The sequence below is a fragment of the Citrobacter sp. RHBSTW-00017 genome, assembly GCF_013797615.1.
GTDB lineage: Bacteria > Pseudomonadota > Gammaproteobacteria > Enterobacterales > Enterobacteriaceae > Citrobacter > Citrobacter braakii.
Genome location: NZ_CP056899.1, coordinates 172,210 through 192,574 on the forward strand (window position 1 = coordinate 172,210; position 20,365 = coordinate 192,574).

Annotated in this window: 18 protein-coding genes, 1 tRNA gene, 1 other RNA gene and 1 pseudogene; 10 read left to right on the forward strand and 11 right to left on the reverse strand. The window is 53.3% G+C overall.

The genetic code is table 11. From position 1 onward, the window contains the following. Positions 1–32 precede the first annotated feature (32 nt). The 3 genes from HV037_RS00805 to glyS all read left to right on the forward strand — a co-directional run bounded on the left by HV037_RS00805 (position 33) and on the right by glyS (position 3,427). Positions 33–341, forward strand: coding sequence for a YsaB family lipoprotein (locus tag HV037_RS00805; protein WP_016154920.1), 309 nt, complete (start codon positions 33–35; stop codon positions 339–341). A 95-nt stretch (positions 342–436) separates the two neighbouring features. Continuing rightward, the gene (gene glyQ / locus HV037_RS00810; RefSeq protein WP_181624249.1) at positions 437–1,348 is read left to right on the forward strand and encodes a glycine--tRNA ligase subunit alpha; all 912 of its coding nucleotides are present in this window, start codon (positions 437–439) and stop codon (positions 1,346–1,348) included. A 9-nt stretch (positions 1,349–1,357) separates the two neighbouring features. After that, on the forward strand, positions 1,358–3,427 hold the full coding sequence (gene glyS, locus HV037_RS00815; protein WP_103283331.1) for a glycine--tRNA ligase subunit beta: 2,070 nt from the start codon (positions 1,358–1,360) through the stop codon (positions 3,425–3,427). A 63-nt stretch (positions 3,428–3,490) separates the two neighbouring features. On the opposite strand, the gene cueP is transcribed toward glyS, so the two are convergent. The 3 genes from cueP to HV037_RS00830 form a co-directional block, all read right to left on the reverse strand. Beyond that, positions 3,491–4,030 carry a copper-binding periplasmic metallochaperone CueP gene (gene cueP / locus HV037_RS00820; RefSeq protein ID WP_046275781.1) on the reverse strand — a complete coding sequence of 180 codons (540 nt, stop codon included), beginning with the start codon at positions 4,028–4,030 and terminating at the stop codon, positions 3,491–3,493. 187 nt (positions 4,031–4,217) lie between these two features. Further along, positions 4,218–4,430, reverse strand: coding sequence for an RNA chaperone/antiterminator CspA (gene cspA, locus HV037_RS00825; protein ID WP_000014594.1), 213 nt, complete (start codon positions 4,428–4,430; stop codon positions 4,218–4,220). A 279-nt stretch (positions 4,431–4,709) separates the two neighbouring features. Then, on the reverse strand, positions 4,710–5,000 hold the full coding sequence (locus HV037_RS00830) for an HTH-type transcriptional regulator (RefSeq protein ID WP_016157726.1): 291 nt from the start codon (positions 4,998–5,000) through the stop codon (positions 4,710–4,712). Between the two features lie 380 nt (positions 5,001–5,380). On the opposite strand from HV037_RS00830, the gene HV037_RS00835 reads away from it, so the two are divergent. Further along, positions 5,381–6,091, forward strand: a complete 711-nt coding sequence (locus tag HV037_RS00835) for a DUF3053 domain-containing protein (protein WP_103283332.1) — start codon at positions 5,381–5,383, stop codon at positions 6,089–6,091. 58 nt (positions 6,092–6,149) lie between these two features. Here the strand turns inward: HV037_RS00835 and ghrB are convergent, their stop codons facing one another. From ghrB to HV037_RS00865, 6 genes are all read right to left on the reverse strand, one after another. Beyond that, the gene (gene ghrB / locus HV037_RS00840; RefSeq protein ID WP_103283333.1) at positions 6,150–7,124 is read right to left on the reverse strand and encodes a glyoxylate/hydroxypyruvate reductase GhrB; all 975 of its coding nucleotides are present in this window, start codon (positions 7,122–7,124) and stop codon (positions 6,150–6,152) included. A gap of 22 nt (positions 7,125–7,146) precedes the next feature. Beyond that, complete coding sequence (locus HV037_RS00845; protein WP_003827389.1) at positions 7,147–8,427, reverse strand: MFS transporter; 1,281 nt, start codon at positions 8,425–8,427, stop codon at positions 7,147–7,149. A gap of 70 nt (positions 8,428–8,497) precedes the next feature. Further along, entirely contained in the window at positions 8,498–9,436 is a 939-nt protein-coding gene (locus HV037_RS00850) for a sugar kinase (protein WP_046275780.1), read from the reverse strand. A gap of 3 nt (positions 9,437–9,439) precedes the next feature. Continuing rightward, complete coding sequence (locus HV037_RS00855; RefSeq protein WP_103283334.1) at positions 9,440–10,189, reverse strand: xylose isomerase; 750 nt, start codon at positions 10,187–10,189, stop codon at positions 9,440–9,442. Between the two features lie 99 nt (positions 10,190–10,288). Then, positions 10,289–11,305, reverse strand: a complete 1,017-nt coding sequence (locus HV037_RS00860) for a LacI family DNA-binding transcriptional regulator (RefSeq protein WP_005133828.1) — start codon at positions 11,303–11,305, stop codon at positions 10,289–10,291. Between the two features lie 101 nt (positions 11,306–11,406). Then, the gene (locus HV037_RS00865; RefSeq protein ID WP_103283335.1) at positions 11,407–12,069 is read right to left on the reverse strand and encodes an OmpA family lipoprotein; all 663 of its coding nucleotides are present in this window, start codon (positions 12,067–12,069) and stop codon (positions 11,407–11,409) included. 159 nt (positions 12,070–12,228) lie between these two features. Here HV037_RS00865 and HV037_RS00870 point away from each other — a divergent pair, with 159 nt between their 5' ends. Further along, the gene (locus tag HV037_RS00870; RefSeq protein WP_181500163.1) at positions 12,229–14,562 is read left to right on the forward strand and encodes a molybdopterin guanine dinucleotide-containing S/N-oxide reductase; all 2,334 of its coding nucleotides are present in this window, start codon (positions 12,229–12,231) and stop codon (positions 14,560–14,562) included. On the opposite strand, the pseudogene HV037_RS00875 reads toward HV037_RS00870, so the two are convergent. Together HV037_RS00875 and tag are read right to left on the reverse strand one after the other, a co-directional pair. Next, positions 14,531–14,971: pseudogene (locus HV037_RS00875) on the reverse strand (N-acetyltransferase). The gene HV037_RS00870 and the pseudogene HV037_RS00875 sit on opposite strands and share 32 nt — an antisense overlap. Continuing rightward, the gene (gene tag / locus HV037_RS00880) at positions 14,961–15,530 is read right to left on the reverse strand and encodes a DNA-3-methyladenine glycosylase I (RefSeq protein ID WP_047358205.1); all 570 of its coding nucleotides are present in this window, start codon (positions 15,528–15,530) and stop codon (positions 14,961–14,963) included. Before tag ends, HV037_RS00875 begins: the two are co-directional and overlap by 11 nt. A gap of 159 nt (positions 15,531–15,689) precedes the next feature. On the opposite strand from tag, the gene HV037_RS00885 reads away from it, so the two are divergent. The 5 genes from HV037_RS00885 to HV037_RS00905 all read left to right on the forward strand — a co-directional run bounded on the left by HV037_RS00885 (position 15,690) and on the right by HV037_RS00905 (position 20,083). Further along, positions 15,690–16,391, forward strand: coding sequence for an autotransporter outer membrane beta-barrel domain-containing protein (locus tag HV037_RS00885; RefSeq protein WP_016154907.1), 702 nt, complete (start codon positions 15,690–15,692; stop codon positions 16,389–16,391). A gap of 251 nt (positions 16,392–16,642) precedes the next feature. Beyond that, a complete protein-coding gene (locus HV037_RS00890) occupies positions 16,643–17,845 on the forward strand; it encodes an MFS transporter (protein ID WP_016154906.1) in 1,203 nt (400 codons plus the stop codon). A 210-nt stretch (positions 17,846–18,055) separates the two neighbouring features. Then, complete coding sequence (gene eptB / locus HV037_RS00895) at positions 18,056–19,750, forward strand: kdo(2)-lipid A phosphoethanolamine 7''-transferase (protein ID WP_016157716.1); 1,695 nt, start codon at positions 18,056–18,058, stop codon at positions 19,748–19,750. Positions 19,751–19,841: 91 nt separating this feature from the next. Next, positions 19,842–19,918: transfer RNA gene (locus HV037_RS00900), tRNA-Pro, on the forward strand. A 33-nt stretch (positions 19,919–19,951) separates the two neighbouring features. Further along, a non-coding RNA gene (locus HV037_RS00905) (RtT sRNA) lies at positions 19,952–20,083 on the forward strand. Positions 20,084–20,365 lie beyond the last annotated feature (282 nt).

Below are 20,365 nucleotides of genomic sequence, written 5' to 3' on the forward strand. Positions count from 1 at the left end.
TAAGACTGACCAGCAAACCAGGCGCTAATAAAATGATGATGAAGTATTTCTTTTCCGCGATCGTTACCCTTTTACTGGTTGCGTGCGCCGACACCCAGCCGCCTGCACCCGCGCAGAAGGCGCAAAAGATCAAAGTCAGTGCAACACGTTCGCTGGATATGGAGTCACTGTGTAAAAATGAGGCGGCACAAATCTACAACACAGGTGTGCAGAAAATTGATATCTCCGGTCTGGAACAATTTCAGGGCAGCTATGAGATGCGTGGTTCTACCTTCCGTAAAGAGAGTTTTGTCTGCTCTTTTGATGCAGACGGGCAGTTTTTACACCTTTCCATGCGCTAAGTTCCCCCTTTTTCCCGTTTCGTACTGTATATCTTGCAGCCAGCGGGTATACTGACCGCTTCCTTTAAATCCACACGTATCCAGCACGAAATAATATGCAAAAGTTTGATACCAGGACCTTCCAGGGCTTGATCCTGACCTTACAGGATTACTGGGCTCGCCAGGGCTGCACCATCGTTCAACCATTGGACATGGAAGTCGGCGCGGGGACATCTCACCCAATGACCTGCCTGCGGGCGCTGGGGCCGGAACCGATGGCGACTGCTTATGTGCAGCCTTCTCGTCGTCCGACCGACGGCCGCTATGGCGAAAACCCGAACCGCTTACAGCACTACTATCAGTTCCAGGTAGTGATTAAGCCGTCTCCGGACAACATTCAGGAGCTGTACCTGGGTTCTCTGAAAGAGCTGGGTATGGACCCGACCATTCACGATATCCGTTTCGTAGAAGATAACTGGGAAAACCCAACGCTGGGTGCCTGGGGTCTGGGTTGGGAAGTGTGGCTGAACGGCATGGAAGTCACGCAGTTCACCTACTTCCAGCAGGTTGGTGGTCTGGAATGTAAACCAGTGACCGGGGAAATTACCTACGGTCTGGAACGTCTGACCATGTACATTCAGGGCGTAGACAGCGTTTACGACCTGGTCTGGAGCGACGGCCCGCTGGGTAAAACCACTTACGGCGACGTGTTCCATCAGAACGAAGTGGAGCAATCCACCTACAACTTCGAATACGCCGACGTGGACTTCCTGTTCACCTGCTTCGAGCAGTACGAGAAAGAAGCGCAGCAGCTGCTGGCGCTGGAAAATCCGCTGCCGCTGCCTGCGTATGAACGTATTCTGAAAGCCGCCCATAGCTTCAACCTGCTGGATGCGCGTAAAGCCATCTCCGTCACCGAGCGTCAGCGCTATATCCTGCGTATTCGCACCCTGACCAAAGCAGTGGCAGAAGCTTACTACGCTTCCCGTGAAGCCCTTGGCTTCCCGATGTGCAACAAAGACAAATAAGAGGCGGCCATGTCTGAGAAAACTTTTCTGGTGGAAATTGGCACTGAAGAGCTGCCACCAAAAGCACTGCGCAGCCTGGCTGAGTCCTTTGCTGCGAACTTTACCGCGGAGCTGGATAATGCTGGCATCGCGCACGGCAACGTGGAGTGGTTCGCCGCGCCGCGTCGTCTGGCGTTGAAAGTCGCTGCCCTGGCTGAAGCACAACCCGACCGTGAAGTAGAAAAACGCGGCCCGGCTATCGCCCAGGCGTTTGACGCCGAAGGTAAACCGAGCAAAGCGGCCGAAGGTTGGGCGCGTGGCTGTGGCATCACGGTTGATCAGGCTGAGCGTCTGACCACCGACAAAGGCGAGTGGCTGCTGTATCGCGCGCATGTGAAAGGCGAAAGCGCTGAAGCGTTGCTGCCGAATATGATCGCCACCTCACTGGCGAAGCTGCCGATCCCGAAACTGATGCGCTGGGGCGCGTCTGACGTTCACTTCGTGCGTCCGGTTCACACCGTGACGTTGCTGCTGGGCGACAAAGTTATTCCGGCAACTATTCTGGGTATTCAGTCCGATCGCGTGATCCGCGGGCATCGCTTTATGGGCGAGCCGGAGTTCACCATCGATAATGCCGATCAGTACCCAGAAATTCTGCGTGAGCGCGGCAAAGTGATTGCGGATTACGCTGAGCGTAAAGCCAAAATCAAAGCCGATGCCGAAGACGCGGCGCGTAAAATTGGCGGCAACGCCGATCTGAGTGAAAGCCTGCTGGAAGAAGTCACCTCGCTGGTGGAATGGCCGGTCGTGCTGACCGCGAAGTTCGAAGAGAAATTCCTCGCTGTTCCGTCCGAAGCGCTGGTTCACACCATGAAAGGTGACCAGAAGTACTTCCCGGTATACGCGAACGACGGCAAACTGCTGCCGAATTTTATCTTCGTTGCCAACATCGAATCCAAAGACCCGCAGCAAATCATCTCCGGTAACGAGAAGGTGGTTCGTCCGCGTCTGGCGGATGCCGAATTCTTCTTCAATACTGACCGTAAAAAACGTCTGGAAGACCATCTGCCGCGTCTGCAAACAGTGCTGTTCCAACAGCAACTGGGTACGCTGCGCGACAAAACTGACCGTATCCAGGCGCTGGCGGGCTGGATTGCTGGTCAGATTGGCGCTGACGTTAACCACGCAACGCGTGCTGGCCTGCTGTCCAAGTGCGACCTGATGACCAACATGGTCTTCGAGTTCACCGATACCCAGGGCGTGATGGGCATGCACTACGCGCGTCACGATGGTGAAGCGGAAGATGTCGCTGTGGCGCTGAACGAGCAGTATCAGCCGCGTTTTGCCGGTGATGACCTGCCATCTAATCCGGTTGCCTGTACCGTGGCGATTGCCGATAAGATGGACACACTGGCGGGTATCTTCGGTATCGGTCAGCATCCAAAAGGCGACAAAGACCCGTTTGCGCTGCGTCGTGCCGCGCTGGGCGTACTGCGTATCATCGTTGAGAAGAACCTGAATCTGGATCTACAAACGTTGACCGAAGAAGCGGTTCGTCTGTATGGCGACAAGCTGACTAACGCCAACGTGGTGGATGATGTGATCGACTTTATGCTCGGTCGCTTCCGCGCCTGGTATCAGGATGAAGGTTACACCGTCGATACCATTCAGGCAGTACTGGCGCGTCGTCCGACTCGTCCGGCTGATTTCGACGCACGTATGAAGGCGGTTTCGCACTTCCGTACGCTGGAAGCCGCGTCCGCGCTGGCTGCAGCGAACAAGCGTGTATCGAACATCCTGGCGAAGTCTGAAGAGACGCTGAATGACCGCGTAAATTCGGCAACGCTGAAAGAGCCGGAAGAAATTGCGCTGGCGCTGCAGGTTGTGGTGCTGCGCGATAAGCTGGAGCCTGTCTTTGCAGCTGGTCGTTACCAGGAAGCGCTGGTTGAGTTGGCGGAACTGCGTGAACCGGTTGATGCGTTCTTCGAGAAAGTGATGGTCAACGTGGAAGATAAAGATCTGCGTATTAACCGTCTGTCTATGCTCGCAAAACTGCGCGAACTGTTCCTGCGCGTAGCGGATATTTCTCTGCTGCAGTAACGCTCCTGAGCTGACTTAGAAAAGCCGGATAAGCATTGTGCCATCCGGCTTTTTTGTATGTAGTTAGCGCAGCTGTAATTTTGTCAGACAGGTCTGGCTGTCTTCCATCGTCTTGATGGGATACTCCGCCGTTTTACCGTTGTAACTTACCGCGATTGTGCCTGCCATATTGCGCGGTAGCCATACCCCGACAAAGCCATTTCGACCACTCTTCATCACTTTTTGTACCACCACCTCACCCTTGTTATCCGTCACTTTGACATTGAATGCCTTCTCCGGCATTTCGCCCTGGCAGCCAGAAAGGCTGTGGTTGAAGCAAGGATGTGTTTGCCATTCATAAGGGGCAAATGACAGATAGAACTTGTCACCGAGCGGTAGGGTATAAATCTGATCGCCCGAAGAGAGCTTCAGTTCGGTACTGGTGATAGATGCTGAGTACGGCAGCGGGCGGTTCTGTGGCGACTGGTCAATGGTCTCGACGATTTGCTCGACGGATTTACCGCTGAGCCCGTGTTCCGCCAGAAAAGCAGCTTCCGGAGTTGCTGCGAACGCGCTACCGGTTGTGAGCAAACCTAAAACCAGCAGCAGTGAGGATTTCGACATAACTTCAATTCCTTGTGAATATTGTGGAATACAGACTGGCTCACTATAAAGCTTGCCCTTAGGGAAAGGTCAAAGGGAGGACGGGTAAAGTAATGCAAAGAAGCGTTTGGGCGGGGAGTCTTGCGAAGTACAGATAAAAAAAATCCCCGCCGTTTGGCAGGGATTCAGAATTTTGAGCTTTTTAAGCTTACAGGCTGGTTACGTTGCCAGCTGCCGGGCCTTTAGCGCCGCTTTCGATGGTGAAGGAAACTTTCTGACCTTCGTCCAGAGATTTGTAGCCATCGTTCTGGATAGCAGAGAAGTGTACGAACACGTCTTTAGAGCCATCGTCAGGAGTGATGAAGCCGAAACCTTTGTCAGCGTTGAACCATTTTACGATACCAGTCATTTTACCGGACATAGTGTATTACCTTTTAAAAAATAAGTGTGCCTTTCGGCGATATGGCGTGCTTTACAGATTTTTTAACAGTAAAGGAAATGCTCACTACGAAGGGTATCAACGATAACTCTTGAAGGGACTTGCCTTACTAACTGCTGTAATGGTCTGTACGTCAAACCGTTGAGGGCATTAACTCATTTTACGCATGTGGATGCAACTACTATTTTCTTTTTTGTGGATAACCCCCTTAAGGGAACGGCCCTTTTACAGGGCCGTTCATAAGTAAAATTAAAAAATAGTTCAATCCATCAGTTGCTTACTTAATCTTGGGTCTGCCTGAATCAGGCGCATTAACTTCAATTCGGTATTGGAAGGCTTTACGCGTTTAGACTCCCATTCATGAACCGTCGCGACCGTCACGCCCATCACCCGGGCAAAATCATCTGTTTTTAAACCTGTCCCTCGTCGTAGCTGTTCAAATTCGGTGAAAGGGTTGGTTTTTTGCGTCAGAGTAACCGTCTGCGATACATCTTTAAAAACAATCTGCTCCAGACTGCTCAGCAGTTCAAACATAGGATCTTTGTATTCCATTGAGAACTCCTACAAATCACACAGCGGGATCGTGAATTTCATCGAAGCTCATTAAGAGTAGTCGGAAAAAATGAAGCCGGATTTTAGGTTTGCGTGATGGATTCGTTTCAGCGGATCGGGGTCGACAATCTTTTGCAGGCTAACGAACTGATAAAGGTCGTGATCTGCGAACGATCGATCCCGATTGTAAAGATGACTAAAATATGACGTCGTGTGGTAAATGGCGCATTGTTTAGCAAAACGATGGGTGGCGGGAGCGGTTATTTTCCCCCACAAGATTACGCGGAAAGGGTATCTTGCGGGGCTGACCTGGACTATCCTTGTCAACGTCAGGCACGCGGGTGTCGTTGTGCGCATTTTTGGGTGAAAGGAGTATTAAAATGGCGACAGGTAAGTCCTGCTCTCGCTGGTTTGCGCCTGTTTTGGCGCTCTTAATGGTAGTTGGCCTGAGTGGGTGTTTTGATAAAGAAGGCGATCAACGCAAAGCGTTTATCGATTTTCTGCAGAATACTGCAATGCGTAGCGGAGAGCGTTTACCAACGCTGACCGCCGATCAGAAAAAACAGTTTGGCCCGTTTGTGTCCGATTACGCGATTCTGTATGGCTATTCGCAGCAGGTTAATCAGGCAATGGACTCCGGTCTGCGCCCGGTGGTTGATAGCGTAAATGCGATTCGTGTTCCTCAGGATTATGTGACTCAGCGTGAACCGCTGCGTCAGGCAAATGGTGCGTTGGGCGTATTAGGGCAACAGTTGCAGAATGCGAAACTGCAGGCAGATGCTGCGCATGGCGCGCTGAAGCAGGGCGAGGATCTGAAGCCGGTCTTTGACCAGGTCTACAATAAAGTCGTCACTGTACCTTCAGAGGCGCTACAGCCGCTGATCCCTGCCGCGCAAATCTTCACGCAGCAGTTAGTACAGGTTGGTGATTTTGTGGCACAGCAGGATACGCAGGTGAGCTTTGTCGCTAACGGTATCCAGTTCCCAACTTCACAGCAGGCAAGTCAGTACAACACGCTGATTGGCCCGTTGGCCTCTCAGCATCAGGCATTTAATCAGGCCTGGACTGCTGCGATGAATGCCGCTCAGTAATGAAGGCGCTGTAATACATAAAAGGCCGGGTAAGCGTAAGCGCTACCCGGCCTTTTGTTTATGGCGCGACCTGCGGGTTCACGCAATTCTTCTCAACGCGTCCTTGCAGCGCATCGATTAAGTTATCCACCGCACAGCCCGCCATGTTATAGCGCGTTTCATGCGTCGCTGAACCTATGTGCGGTACGGCTACCACGTTTGGCAGCGCCAATAGCGGTGAGTCTGCTGGTAATGGCTCCTGCTCAAACACATCCAGGCCTGCGGCATGAATTTCCCCGCTTTGCAGGGCGGCAATCAGCGCTTTTTCATCGACCACTGGCCCACGCCCGGCGTTAATGAAAATGGCGGAGGACTTCATTTTGGCAAACTGTTCGGTACTAAACAGATGATGCGTTTCTGCGGTTAACGGCAGGATCAGGCAGACAAAATCGGACTCCTGCAACAGCGTATCGAGGTCGCAGTAACGCGCGTTGAAGCGTTCTTCCGCCTCCTGGTGATGACGGCGCGCGTTATAAAGAATCGGCATGCTAAAACCAAAATGCGCGCGTTGCGCCAGCGCCAGACCAATACGGCCCATGCCGACAATCCCCAGCGTTTTGTGGTGTACATCCGTACCAAACCAGTCCGGCCCGATACTTTTGGTCCACTCGCCAATTTTCACCCGTTCAGCAACTTCTACCACGCGGCGAGCGGTGCTTAACACCAGCGCCATTACCGTATCGGCGACAGTTTCCGTCAGCACGGTTGGCGTGTGCATCAACAGCACCTTGCGCGCGTTGAGGGCATCGACGTCGAAGTTGTCATAACCTACGGAAATCGTGGATGTCGCACGAAGCCTGGGCATTCTCTCCAGTAGGGCGGTATTGACGGCTTCACTGGAACCCAGCAGACCTTCCGCGTTGGCAAAAGCCTCGGCGTGCTGTGCGACCGTTTCCGGGCGCAGGTTAGGCACATGAGTCACAGTAAAATGCTCTTCCAGGCGATGCAGTAAATCGTCAGGTAACGCTTTATAGAGAATAATGGACGGCTTCATGCGAATCTCCGTAAGTTAAAATTTAAGCGTGGCGTGCGCCAATAGGTAATTGCTGATTATTAGCAGGCTTAACAATTAAAGTTAGCCATACTGAGACAAAAAGCGCTACCCCCATAAAAATGTACGAGGCGGATGGGCTGCCGGTTGCGCCATTGAGGTAGCCGACAAACCATGAACCAAAGAATGAGCCTAGCGCGCCCATGCTGTTAATCAGCGCCATTGCACCCCCGGCGACGTTGCGCGGCAGCATTTCCGGGATGATGGCGAAGAAGGGGCCATATGGGGCGTACATTGCCGCACCCGCAATAACTAACAGCGTGTAAGAAATCCAGAAGTGGTCTGCACCCACGGCCCAGGAGCCGATAAAAGCGAAAGCGGCTATCAATAACAGCGGCCAGACAAACAGTTTACGGTTTTGCAGCTTATCGGAGGCCCAGGAGACGAGGATCATCGCCGCCGTCGCCGCCAGATAAGGTACGGATGACAGCCAGCCAACCTCTACCATGCCCAGATTTGCGCCGCCGTTGCGGATAATCGACGGTAGCCACAGGACAAAACCATAGACGCCAATACTCCAGGCGAAATACTGCATGCACAGCAGGATGACGTTACGTGAGCGGAAGGCCTCGCTATAGTTACGCACGGCTTTGATGCCTTGCTGCTCTTTTTCCAGTTGCGCCTGAAGGGCGGCTTTTTCAGATTCTGACAGCCAGCCGACCTGAGACGGTTTGTCTTTTACCAATACCCACCAGCAGAACGCCCAGATGATGGCCGGGAAGCCCTCGATGATAAACATTTCCCGCCAGCCCAGCGCCTGGATCAGATAACCGGAAACCACAGACATCCACAGGACGGTAACCGGGTTACCGAGGATCAGGAAAGTGTTAGCGCGCGAGCGCTCGGATTTCGTAAACCAGTTGCTGATATAAATCAGCATTGCGGGCATCACCGCGGCTTCAACGACGCCAAGAATAAAGCGGATGGCGGCAAGCATTGGAATATTGCTGACCATACCGGTTAACGACGCGCATGCGCCCCAGAGGATCAGACAGACAAAAATCAGTTTTCGTACGCTGCGCCGTTCTGCGTAAATCGCGCCTGGGATCTGAAAGAAGAAATAGCCGAGGAAAAACAGAGCGCCCAGCAGGGAAGAGATCCCTTTGGTAATGCCGAGGTCCTCGTTGATACCGGCGGCGGAGGCGAAGCTGAAGTTCGCACGGTCAAGGTACGCCAGGCTATACGTGATAAACACGATTGGCATAATGTACCACCAGCGTTTTGCTGCATTAGTTGAGCTATTCATAGACTGCCCTCTGGTTATGCTGATACGCCGCCTCTGTATGTAGGGTACAGAGACAGAGTTGGCCGGGAGTTTATTCCCCTAATTGTTCACGTGTGGGTAATCCTTCGCTGTCGCCCTGAACCTGAATGGCCAGTGCGCCGATTTTATTGCCGCGGGTCACCGCCTGATGCAGCGAACGGCCTTCCAGCAGGGCGCTGATAACGCCCACGGCAAAGCCATCGCCTGCGCCGACCGTATCGACCACGTTGTCGACTTTTACCGGTGCAACGCAACCTTGTTCACCGCTGGCTGTTTTGTACCAGGCACCATCAGCCCCGGTTTTGATGATCACGGCCTTCACTCCGTGACGCAGATAAAAGTCGGCGATGGCTTCAGGCGTCTGTTGGCCGGTTAAAATCATCCCCTCTTTTAATCCAGGTAAAACCCAGTCAGCCTGGAATGCCAGCCGGTTCAGTTTTTCCACCATTTCGGCTTCGCTTTTCCACAGTACCGGACGCAAATTTGGGTCGAACGAGATGGTCTTCCCCTGGGCTTTCAGCGTGCGGGCGGTGTGCGCCAGTAGTTCATAGGAACTGGCAGAAAGCGCCGCCGCCACGCCGCTCAGGTGCAAGTGGCGCGCGCTGGCGAAATAGTCCTCGTGATAATCCTCAACGCTGAGGTGGCTGGCGGCGGACCCTTTTCGGAAATACTCCACAATGGGATCGGTTCCATTTTCGACCTTAGATTTAAGCTGAAAGCCGGTAGCGTAACGCCCGTCCTGGGTAACTCCCTGCGCATCTATCCCTTCTTTTTCCAGCGACTTAACGATAAAACGACCAAAACTGTCGTTGCCTACGCGGCTCACCCAGCCGACCTTCAGGCCCAGACGAGCAAGACCGGTCGCCACGTTGAGTTCAGCGCCTGCAACGCGCTTGATAAACTGCTCTACATCCGTCAGTTCGCCGGTTTGCGTGGCGACAAACATCGCCATCGCTTCACCAATAGTGACCGCATCCAGTGAATTTTTCATGTGTTACTCCTCGCGTAACAGCTCGACGTAGTGGCGGGTAACCGCCGTCAAATCCTGCCCTTCCAGGGGGAACTCAATACCGCGCGGAACATCGTTGGGCAGCGTTTTTAACAGCGCCAGCCAGCGTGAATCTGCTTCATCAGGCGGTACGGCACGGTAGCTATCGCGATGCGTAACTGCGGCTTTGACATGGATATATCCGACGGTTGGCGCCAGGTTCTGCGCGGCCTGTTCCGGGGAGTCGCCAACCCACAGCCAGTTGCCCATATCGAAAGTCAGAGATATCGGCAGGCTTTGCGTCTGACAGGCTTCATTAAAACGTTGCATCGGCTGCAGGCGTCCGCAGGCGGTCTGATCGTTTTCCACAACCAGCTCCATACCGCTGTTGTCCAGCCATTCACGTAAATCGTCGAACTGTTCGGTATGGGAAAAATGACCGAGAGAGACTTTTAACCACAGTGCCTGTAGGGCCTGCGCTTCTTCGAGAAGCTGCGGAAGTCGGGGATTCAGGTTCCCATCGTCAAGGAATAACGGTTCAGGCGCTGAATAACAGGCCAGCAGGCCGAAGAGTTCGATTGCAGAGGCCATTGTGGACAGCGTTTTCAGCTCGGCGTCGGTTAATAACTCGCGGCGGATTTCGACGCCGTCAGCACCGGCTTCGGCAATGATGGGCAACATTGCCGTTTGCCCGCCTGCGGCCCGCACCTGGTCGTAGCCGTAGGCGGCGGTAACCACCATAATTTTTCTTTTCATGGAAACTCCAGACTAGCATTCTTGTTATAACGCTAGATGGAACCGGTTCCAAAGAAAAGCTCATGATGTCGAATTTATGATCACCATCACGAAGGAAATTTAACGGGCGGTTGAGCCGCGTACGATCAGCTCGCCGGAGAATACCTGTTCCTGAATGGCAGCAGAGCCGCCATCAATTCGGCGTACAACCTGCTCAACGGCGGTGTAGCCAATCTGCCATGTGGGTTGTTTCAACGTGGTGATACCGACGCCCGCCAGCTCCGCCCATTCCAGTTCGTCAAAACCGAGCAGGCCGATATCGCTGCCCCAGTTAAGGCCAATGCGCTTCAGGGCGCGGGCAACCTGCAGCGTGAGAGCGCCGTTGGCAGAGATAACGGCTTTGCGCATCCCCCGATGCTGCTGGTGAAACTGGCGCAGCGTGTCATCCAGTTGCGTATTGTCCGTTAGCGGGACTTCGGCATTTTGCGCGATAACGCCGGGGTACTGTGCGAGCGTGGCGCGAAAAGCGCTCAGGCGTTCGCGGCGGGTATTCACCATGCCCAGCGGTTCGCTGAGGAACAGGATGGCTTCAAAGCCTTGCTCGACCAGATGTTCAGTGGCAACCGTTGCCGCCTGGGTGTTATCCAGCCCGACCATATCACAGGCGAAATCGGGGATTTTACGGTCAATCAGTACCATCGGTAGCGCAGACTGTTGCAGGCGGTTCAGCCCCTCTTCGCGCATTCCAACGGCGTTGACCACAATCCCTTCGACCTGGTAGCTGCGCAGCAGGTCGAGATAATGCAGCTCCTGATCCACTTCGTTGTTGGTGTTACACACCAGCGGGGTAAAGCCCTTATCGCGACAGGCGGCTTCAATACCGCTTAACACGTTGACGGAGTAGGGATTAGTAATATCGGCGATGATCAGACCAATCAGACGGGTACGACCGTGTTTCAGGCCTCTTGCCATCAGGCTGGGACGGTAGTCGAGATCGGCAATGGCTTGTTCAATGCGGGCCAGTAGCGCGTCGGAAAGCAGGTGCTTTTCACCGTTGAGGTAGCGTGAAATGCTGGTCTTGCCGGTTTTTGCGGCTTTCGCCACATCGCTGATGGTTGCCCGTGTTGATTTGCTCATCGCTGATTTCCCTAAATTTGGTGACAACACCTTAACGCGAAAATCAACGATGGCAAGTGCTTCATGCCGGATAAGACGCTGCCATTATCCGGCACAAAACGTTACTGGAGCGGGCTTAAGGTGATCTCTACGCGGCGGTTTTGCGCTTTACCTTCCGCCGTGCTGTTGCTGGCGATCGGGTTTGCCGGGCCCATACCCTGAGTGCGGATACGGTTAGCGGCGACGCCTTGAGTGATTAAGGCGCTGGCCACGGAGTCCGCGCGCTGCTGCGACAGGCGCATATTCAGATCCTGACTGCCGGTGCTGTCGGTGAAGCCGAGCACGTTGACGGCGGTTTTATTGTACTCTTTCAGTACCATTGCCACGCCGGTCAGGGTGTTGGCACCCGCAGGTTTCAGGTTGCTGCTGTTGCTGTCGAAGGTGACGTTATTTGGCATATTCAGGATGATGTTATCGCCACTGCGCGTCACGCTGACGCCCGTTCCCTGCATTTTGTCGCGCAGTTTTGCTTCCTGCACGTCCATGTAATAGCCGACACCGCCGCCAACGGCCGCGCCAGCCGCCGCACCAATCAGAGCGCCTTTGCTGCGATCTTTCTTCGAAGAAGAGAGTGCGCCAATACCCGCGCCGACCAGAGAGCCAATACCCGCGCCAATGCCGGATTTACCCGCTTCGCGTTCTCCGGTGTAAGGGTTTGTTGTGCAGCCAGAAACCGCCAGGGCGCCGCTCACGATGGCAGCAATAACAAAAACACGTTTCTTCATCTTAATTCCTTAATGACTTTTTCTTCTTTGCCACAGCGACCGTGGCGGTTGATTATGACGTGTGAACATGAAGAAAATTCCAGGGAAGACTCTGAAATTTGTAAGTAACATTGAACGGCATAATAAATAAGCCGTCACATCGCATTCAGGAGCGCCATCTTGGCTAATTCACCCGCACATTACTCGGTGTTAACCGCCGCCCACTGGGGACCTATTCTCGTCGAAACCGATGGCGAGACGGTTTTCTCCTCTCGCGGCGCGCTGCCCACCGCCCATCCCAACTCTTTGCAAACCGTGGTGCGTGACCAGGTACACAGTAAAACGCGGGTACGTTTTCCCATGGTGCGTAAAGGCTTTCTCGCCTCGCCGGAGAATCCGCAGGGGGTGCGCGGGCAAGATGAATTTGTTCGTGTCAGTTGGGACGACGCGCTGAATCTTATACATACGCAACATAAACGCATCCGTGACAGCTACGGGCCGGCCTCGATTTTTGCCGGTTCCTACGGCTGGCGTTCCAACGGCGTGTTACACAAAGCCGCAACCCTGCTACAGCGTTATATGGCGCTGGCGGGTGGTTATACCGGGCATCTGGGGGATTACTCGACGGGTGCTGCGCAGGCCATCATGCCGTACGTGGTGGGCGGTAACGAAGTTTACCAGCAGCAGACCAGTTGGCCGGTGGTGCTGGAGAACAGCGAAGTGGTGGTGTTATGGAGCGCCAATCCGCTGAATACCCTGAAAATTGCCTGGAACGCCTCCGACGAGCAGGGCCTCGCTTACTTTGAGGCACTGCGTGGCAGCGGGAAGCGGTTGATCTGTATCGATCCGATGCGATCGGAAAGCGTCGATTTCTTTGGCGAGAAGATGGAATGGATCGCTCCACATATGGGAACCGACGTGGCGCTGATGCTGGGTATCGCGCATACGCTGGTGGAAAACGGCTGGCACGACGCGGACTTTCTCGCTCGGTGTACGACCGGATATGACCGTTTTGCCGACTATCTGCTGGGCAAATCTGACGATGTTGCAAAAACGGCAGAATGGGCCGCGGGAATTTGTGGTGTTCCGGCGGCGAAAATACGTGAACTTGCGGCGATATTTCACCAAAACACCACCATGCTGATGGCGGGGTGGGGTATGCAACGCCAGCAGTATGGCGAGCAGAAACACTGGATGATTGTCACGCTGGCCGCCATGCTCGGGCAAATCGGGACGCCTGGCGGCGGCTTTGGGCTGTCGTACCATTTTGCCAACGGCGGCAACCCAACGCGCCGTGCTGCGGTGCTGGCTTCAATGCAGGGCAGCGTTAAAAACGGTACCGACGCGGTAGATAAAATCCCGGTGGCGCGAATTGTTGAAGCGCTGGAGAACCCCGGTGGTTTTTATCAGCACAACGGTATGGACCGCCATTTCCCGGACATCCGTATGCTGTGGTGGGCGGGCGGCGCCAACTTCACCCATCATCAGGACACCAACCGTCTGATTCGCGCCTGGCAAAAACCGGAGCTGGTGGTTATCTCGGAGTGTTTCTGGACAGCTGCAGCGAAGCATGCCGATATCGTGCTGCCGGCGACGACGTCCTTTGAGCGTAATGATTTGACCATGACCGGCGATTACAGCAACCAGCATCTGGTGCCGATGAAGCAGGTTGTATCGCCGCAGGCTGAAGCGCGAAATGATTTTGATGTCTTTGCCGAGCTGAGTGAACGCTGGGAGAAGGGCGGGTATGAGCGATTTACCGAAGGCAAAAGCGAGCTGGAATGGCTGGAGACTTTTTACAACATTGCCGGGCAGCGTGGGGCTAGCCAGCAGGTGACGTTGCCGCCATTCACCGAGTTTTGGCAGCGGAATGCGCTGATCGAAATGCCAGAAAACGCCGCCAGCGCGCAGTTTATCCGTTTCGCGGATTTTCGCCGCAACCCACAGGCGCATCCGCTGAAAACGGACAGCGGTAAAATTGAAATCTACTCCGCGAGGATTGCCGGTTACGGTTACGCGGACTGTGCGGGGCATCCGATGTGGCTGGAGCCGGATGAGTGGTTCGGTAACGCCGAGCCGGGCCAGTTACAGCTGCTTTCCGCCCATCCGGCGCACCGTTTGCACAGTCAGCTAAATTACAGCGCGTTGCGCGAACAGTATGCGGTAGCGGATCGTGAGCCCGTCACGATTCATCCGCAGGATGCCAAAGCGCGCGGTATTGCGGATGGCGACACGGTCAGGGTGTGGAACCAGCGTGGGCACGTTCTGGCGGGAGCGGTCGTGACGACGGGAATTAAACCCGGTGTCATCTGTATTCATGAGGGCGCCTGGCCTGATTTGGATCTTGCCTCCAACGGTATTTGTAAAAATGGCGCCGTCAACGTGCTGACCAAAGATCTCCCCAGCTCGAAGCTGGGGAATGGCTGTGCGGGCAACACTGCGCTGGCGTGGCTCGAAAAATACAGCGGACCAACGTTGACGCTTACGGCGTTTGATCCGCCTGCCAACCCATAATCCACGTGGGATGGTGAGTCTCTTCCTGCCATGCGCCATCTTCAATGCGAAAACCCAGCGCATGGTAGAAGTTCACCGCTGATTGATTCTTCTGGTAGACCTCGAGGCTGAGTAACGAAAAGCGCTGCTGTACATGCTGCACCAGCGCTTTGCCGATCCCGCTTCTGATGGCGGCAGGCGCGACGAACAGCGCGCCGAGAAAGCGGTCGTCAATGACGCTGGCAAACCCTTTGAGCACCCCTTCTTCTTCCCATACCCAGGTTTGTGCGGCTGGCAGATAAACATCCCGCACGATGGATTCACTTTCGCGCCAGTAGCGTTCTTAGATAAACGGATGGGCATGGATCGTGCTTTCCATCCACAGCGCCAGAATCGACGGTAGATCGTCAGCCTTTGATTCACGAATCATGTTGTTCTCCCGGGTAACAGATACAGCTGGTGACATGGTCATTGACCAAGCCGCATGCCTGCATAAAGGAGTAACAGATGGTGGTGCCGACAAACTTAAATCCGCGTTTTTTTAACGCTTTAGACAGAGCATCTGACGCCGGTGTAGAGGTGGGGATATCGCTCAGGTTGGCGGCGCGGGTCAGTTGCGGTTGGTTATCAACAAACGACCAGACGAACTCGCTAAACGATTCTCCGTTTTGCGCCATGGTCAGAAAGGCGCGAGCGTTGCCGATAATGGCCTGAATTTTTCCTCTATGGCGAATAATGCCGGCATCCAGTACCAGTCTTTCCACATCCTCTTCGGTCATGGCCGCCACTTTTTCCGGGTCAAAATGGTGGAAGGCGTGGCGATAATTTTCCCGTTTCTTAAGCACAGTGATCCACGATAAACCGGCCTGTTGGCCTTCCAGACAGATCATTTCGAACAGCTTGTTGCCATCTGTTTCGGGGACGCCCCATTCCTTGTCGTGGTAGGCAATGTAAAGTGGGTCCTGGCTGACCCATCCGCAACGCTGCATATTCTTCCTCGCTGTTTTTACTGGCGTAAAAATTTCATTCGGCCCGCCTTGACGCGCCAGCTAAAAAGACAATATTTAATACAGGGCCTGATGGGCCCGATATCCTTCACACAATGACAATAATATCGCCGAATTCGGCTCTTTTCTGGAGTCGCGTTGATGATTATAAGAAACAGTAGTGGTCGCCAAAGGTTAACTCTGGCGAGCGTCGTAGTTTGTGCGCTGTTCATCAATACAGCATATGGCTGGCAACAAGAATATATCGTTGATGCGATGTCAGGGCATACGGCTGAACGTTATACATGGGACAGCGATCACCAACCACGTTATAACGACATTCTGGAAGAACGTATTCGCTCCACTCAAAACGTGGCGGGTCCCGTGGTGAATCTGGCGGATGAAACGCCTATGGATGCGACCAGCGGCATGAGTATGGGCTGGAACTTTCCGCTTTCAAGGCAGGTGATGACTGGTCCGGTGGCCGCGCTGCATTATGACGGTTCGACCACGTCTACTTACAACGAATTTGGCGATAGCGTGACGTCGGTAACGCAGAACGATCCGCTGTGGCATGCCAGCGTCAGCACGTTAGGCTGGCGAGTCAATTCTCAGTTCGGTGATGTGCGACCGTGGGCGCAAATCAGCTATAACCAGCAGTTTGGCGAGAATATCTGGAAAGCGCAGTCGGGCCTCAGTCGCATGACGGCGGCGGGTCAAGACGGTAACTGGCTGGATGTTACCGTTGGCGCAGATATGCTGTTGAACCGGCACATGGCGGCTTACGCGGCGCTTTCGCAGGCGGAAAATAGCACCAATAACAGCGACTATATGTACACCATGGGAGTGAGTGCCAAATTTTAACGCAAACAATCATCATATAAACATCTCTGTTACATATTGAGATCAACAATCACACGCCCCTCAGCGATAGCGTGTACTAACTCTTACGATAAAATTCAGTAACCCGACTTTTTGTCTCGTCATTCATTCCGCATTCCAGGCATTTCATTCCGTCCTGGTGGCATTTCATGCCGTTTTCTCCTGGCCATAAAAGCGCTTCGGTATGGTTGTTGGCAGAGAATTTCCCATTTTGCTTATGCAGGAAGACTGCCATGAAAACTTCTGATTATCAGCGCACTCGCTGGCTAACACTGATCGGCACGATTATTACCCAATTTGCTTTAGGTTCTGTTTATACCTGGAGCCTGTTTAATGGCGCGCTCTCTTCTAAGCTCGATGCGCCGGTCAGTCAGGTGGCATTTTCTTTTGGCTTGCTGAGCCTCGGGCTGGCGATTTCCTCTTCCGTTGCCGGCAAGCTGCAGGAACGTTTTGGCGTGAAACGCGTCACCATGGCCTCCGGTATTTTACTCGGCGTCGGTTTCTTCTTAACCGCCCATTCCAACAGCCTGATTATGCTGTGGCTGAGCGCCGGTGTGCTGGTTGGTCTGGCGGATGGTGCAGGTTACCTGTTAACGCTTTCCAACTGCGTAAAATGGTTCCCTGAGCGTAAAGGGCTGATTTCCGCCTTTGCCATCGGTTCTTATGGCCTTGGCAGCCTCGGTTTTAAATTTATCGACAGCCAACTGCTGAGCACCGTGGGCCTGGAAAAAACCTTCATGATTTGGGGCGCGATCGTACTGGTGATGATCGTCTTTGGCTCTACGCTGATGAAAGATGCGCCGAATCAGGAAGTGAAAGCGAAGAATGGCGTAGTTGAGAACGACTACACCCTGGCGCAGTCCATGCGCAAACCGCAGTACTGGATGCTGGCAGTCATGTTCCTGACAGCGTGTATGAGCGGTCTGTACGTCATTGGCGTGGCGAAAGATATCGCACAAAGCCTGGCGCATATGGATGTGGCGACGGCGGCGAATGCGGTTACCGTCATTTCTATCGCGAACCTGTCGGGTCGTCTGGTGCTGGGGATTCTGTCCGATAAAATCTCCCGTATTCGCGTGATCACCATTGGTCAGGTCGTTTCGCTGGTCGGTATGGCTGCACTGTTGTTCGCGCCGCTGAATGACGTAACCTTCTTTATGGCCATTGCCTGTGTCGCATTTAACTTTGGCGGCACCATCACCGTATTCCCGTCACTGGTCAGCGAGTTCTTCGGTCTGAATAACCTGGCTAAAAACTACGGTGTTATTTACCTGGGCTTCGGTATCGGTAGCATTTGCGGTTCCATTATCGCCTCGCTGTTTGGCGGGTTCTATGTGACCTTCTGCGTCATCTTTGCGCTGTTAATCATTTCGCTGGCGCTTTCTACCACTATTCGTCAGCCACAACGTAGCGTCTATACCGAGGCGCACGCCTAAATCTATTAGTAGTATGATTAATACCTGGCGCATATATTTACAAAAATTTATGCGCCATTTTCATTCTCTATAAGCACTTTTGCTCCCTCCTGTGGTCTACTTACCCGCGCCCGTAGACAATTCACCTCTGCTGTTGTCGCATTTTTCCTCTGTCAGGTCTGATTGATCGCTGCTCAGGGTTTTTTATCCCGATTTCCAGGGTTTGTTTGCATGAGATACATTAAGTCGATGACGCAGCAGAAACTCAGTTTCTTGCTGGCAATCTATATCGGTTTGTTTATGAACTGTGCTGTATTTTTCCGTCGTTTTAGCGGATATGCGCACGATTTTACCGTCTGGAAAGGACTCTCCGCGGTTGTTGAATTGGCCGGCACTGTGCTGGTGACTTTCTTTTTACTACGACTTCTCTCTTTGTTTGGCCGCCGCGCCTGGCGTGTCCTGGCAACCTGTTTGGTGCTGTGTTCTGCCGGCGCCAGTTATTATATGACCTTCCTGAACGTGGTAATTGGTTACGGTATTATCGCCTCCGTAATGACCACGGATATTGATTTATCGAAAGAAGTCGTCGGCTGGCATTTCATCGTGTGGCTGGTTTCGGTCAGTATTATTCCCTTGGTGCTGATTTGGAGTAACCGCTGCCGCTACACGTTGATGAGACAAATTCGTACGCCGGGCATGAGGTGGCGTAGCGTAGCGGTAGTTTTACTGGCCGGCCTGATGGTATGGGCGCCGATTCGCCTGCTGAGCATGCAACAGAGAAGCGTAGAGCGAGAAACAGGTATCGATTTACCCAGCTATGGCGGGGTTGTGGCGAACTCTTACTTGCCGTCAAACTGGCTCTCTGCGCTGGGTTTGTACGCCTGGGCACAGGTGGATGAATCCTCAGACAACAAATCGCTGATGAACCCGGCGAAGAAATTTACCTATGTTGAGCCTAAGAATCTCGACGACACCTATGTGGTCTTTATTATCGGCGAAACCACCCGCTGGGACCATATGGGGATTTTTGGCTATGAGCGAAATACCACGCCAAGGCTCGCTCAGGAGAAAAACCTGGCCGCGTTCCGTGGATATTCCTGTGACACAGCGACCAAGCTTTCGCTGCGCTGTATGTTTGTGCGTGAAGGTGGGGCGGAAGAAAACCCGCAGCGTACCCTGAAAGAACAAAACGTCTTTTCCGTGCTCGGTCAGTTAGGGTTCAAGACAGACCTCTACGCGATGCAAAGCGAGATGTGGTTCTACAGCAATACTATGGCGGAGAACATCGCTTACCGAGAGCAGATTGGCGCAGAGCCGCGTAACCGTGGCAAGAACGTTGACGATATGCTGTTGATTACCGAAATGCAGCAGTCTCTGCAACCGACGGATGATGATGGCAAACGTCTGATTATTCTGCATACCAAAGGTTCGCATTTTAACTACACGCAGCGCTATACCCGCGAATATGCGCAGTGGAAGCCGGAGTGTGTCAATGTGGATAGCGGTTGCTCGAAAGCCGAGATGATTAACTCTTTTGATAACTCGGTAACCTATGTTGATCACTTTATTACCAAAGTGTTTGATCAACTGCGGGATAAGAAAGCGATAGTGTTCTACGCCGCCGATCACGGTGAGTCGATTAACGAGCGTGAGCACCTGCACGGTACGCCGCGTAAAATGGCTCCGCCAGAGCAGTTCCGCGTTCCTATGCTGGTGTGGATGTCAGACAAATATCTGGAAGACCCAGACCATGCGAAGGCGTTTGCACACCTGAAGCAAGAAGCTGATATGAAGGTGCCGCGTCGTCATGTGGAACTGTACGACACTATCTTGGGTTGCCTCGGTTATACCTCGCCAAATGGCGGTATTAACGAGAATAACAACTGGTGCCGTATCCCGGACGCGAAGAAGGTTACGGCTCAGTAATTGGGCTGCTGACTTTCTCGCCGATCAAATGGCATTTTGATACTAAGGGATTGACGGGGGCGCGGCTGAGCAGTAAGATGCGCCCCGCATTCGGTGATTGGCGCAGCCTGGTAGCGCACTTCGTTCGGGACGAAGGGGTCGGAGGTTCGAATCCTCTATCACCGACCAAATTCAAAACCCTGCTCAACGAGCAGGGTTTTTTGCATTTGAAACCCACGAGGATAAGAACCTCCGGGGGTAAGAGGTTCGACTCGAGCGCAGCGAGAGAACGTTGCGTTAGCAACGGCCCGTAGGGCGAGCCACGTCAGTGGCGAGTAATCCTCTCTCCGACCAAAATTGACCTTCCTTTTATCTGCAAAAATTGTGCACCACTTCCCACTGACTGTTAACGATTCTGTGACATATTCCATTGCCTTTTTTTATATTTGCTTGAAACTTTTTTTGCGCTACTTATGGCTGAACCTGGCATTTTCCGCTGTGCGCTTTAGCGTTCATGGCATTAATCGCTCAGATATGCAGCATTAATTTAGAAAGTTTTAATAATTTGCATAAATGTTAATCACCAAATGTTGCGAAATATGAAGATGTTTATTCTGGCATAGTGCGCGTAGCACA